1 protein-coding gene is annotated in these 1,728 nt (G+C 63.2%); it reads left to right on the forward strand.

Features of this window, described 5'->3' with window-relative positions; translation table 11 throughout:
• Positions 1–1,728: HAMP domain-containing protein (locus tag BV071_RS25155; RefSeq protein WP_035613137.1), on the forward strand; the 1,728-nt coding region annotated here is incomplete at both ends.

The following is a 1,728-nucleotide window of genomic DNA, read 5'->3' on the forward strand; positions in this document are numbered from 1 at the left end:
CTCGAAGAAGATCACCGTGGATGTCAAAGGCGAGATCCTCGAGCTGAAGAACACCATCAATACGATGGTGGACCAGCTCGGCTCCTTCGCCTCGGAAGTGACCCGCGTGGCCCGCGAAGTGGGCTCGGAAGGGAAGCTCGGCGGCCAGGCGAACGTGGAAGGCGTGGCCGGCACCTGGAAAGACCTTACCGACTCGGTGAACTCGATGGCCGGTAACCTGACCGCCCAGGTGCGTAACATCGCCGAGGTGACCACCGCGGTGGCGAATGGCGACCTCTCGAAGACCATTACGGTGGACGTCAAAGGCGAGATCCTGGAGCTGAAGGCGACCATTAACACGATGGTGGGCCAGCTCCGCTCCTTCGCTTCGGAAGTGACCCGTGTTGCCCGCGAGGTGGGCACGGATGGCAAGCTCGGCGGCCAGGCAGAAGTGACCGGTGTGGCCGGCACCTGGAAGGACCTCACCGACAACGTGAACATGATGGCGGGCAACCTGACCGACCAGGTCCGCAACATCGCCGACGTGACGACCGCCATCGCGAATGGCGACCTTTCGCGCAAGATCACGGTGGACGTCAAAGGCGAGATCCTTGAGATGAAGAACACCATCAACACGATGGTGGACCAGCTCTCCTCCTTCGCCGATCAGGTCACCCGCGTGGCCCGCGAGGTGGGCACGGAAGGCAAGCTCGGCGGCCAGGCCGAAGTGCGCGGCGTGGCCGGCACTTGGAAGGACCTCACCGATTCGGTGAACTCGATGGCCGGTAACCTGACCAACCAGGTCCGCAACATCGCCGAGGTGACCACCGCGGTGGCGAATGGCGACCTCGGCAAGAAGATCACCGTGGATGTCAAAGGCGAGATCCTCGAGCTGAAGAACACCATCAACACGATGGTGGACCAGCTCGGCTCCTTCGCCTCGGAAGTAACCCGCGTGGCCCGGGAGGTGGGCACCGAGGGCGCACTCGGCGGCCAGGCGGATGTGAAAGGCGTGGCGGGCACCTGGAAGGACCTCACCGATTCGGTGAACTCGATGGCCGGCAACCTCACCGACCAGGTCCGCAACATTGCCGACGTGACCACCGCGGTGGCGAATGGCGACCTCTCCAAGAAGGTTACTGTGGCGGTCCGCGGGGAGATCTTGCAGCTCAAGGACACCGTGAACACGATGGTGGACCAGCTCAATTCCTTCGCCTCGGAAGTGACCCGCGTGGCCCGCGAAGTGGGCACGGAAGGGAAGCTCGGCGGCCAGGCGGATGTGAAGGGCGTGGCCGGCACTTGGAAGGATCTAACCGAGTCGGTGAACTCGATGGCGGGTAACCTTACCAACCAGGTGCGCAACATCGCCGACGTGACCACTGCGGTGGCGCGCGGCGACTTGTCCAAGAAGATCACCGTGGATGTCAAAGGCGAGATCCTCGAGCTCAAGATCACCATCAACACGATGGTGGACCAGCTCGGCTCCTTCGCGGCGGAAGTGACCCGCGTGGCCCGCGAGGTGGGCACGGAAGGGAACCTCGGCGGTCAGGCAGCGGTGAAGGGCGTTGCGGGCACCTGGAAGGACCTCACCGAGTCGGTGAACTTCATGGCCTCCAACCTCACCAACCAGGTGCGTAACATCGCCGATGTTACCAAGGCGGTGGCGGCCGGTAACCTCTCCAAGAAGATCACGGTGGATGTGCGCGGCGAGATCCTGGAGCTGAAGGACACCATCAACACGATGGTGGA

This window comes from Haloferula sp. BvORR071 (genome assembly GCF_000739615.1).
GTDB lineage: Bacteria > Verrucomicrobiota > Verrucomicrobiia > Verrucomicrobiales > Akkermansiaceae > Haloferula.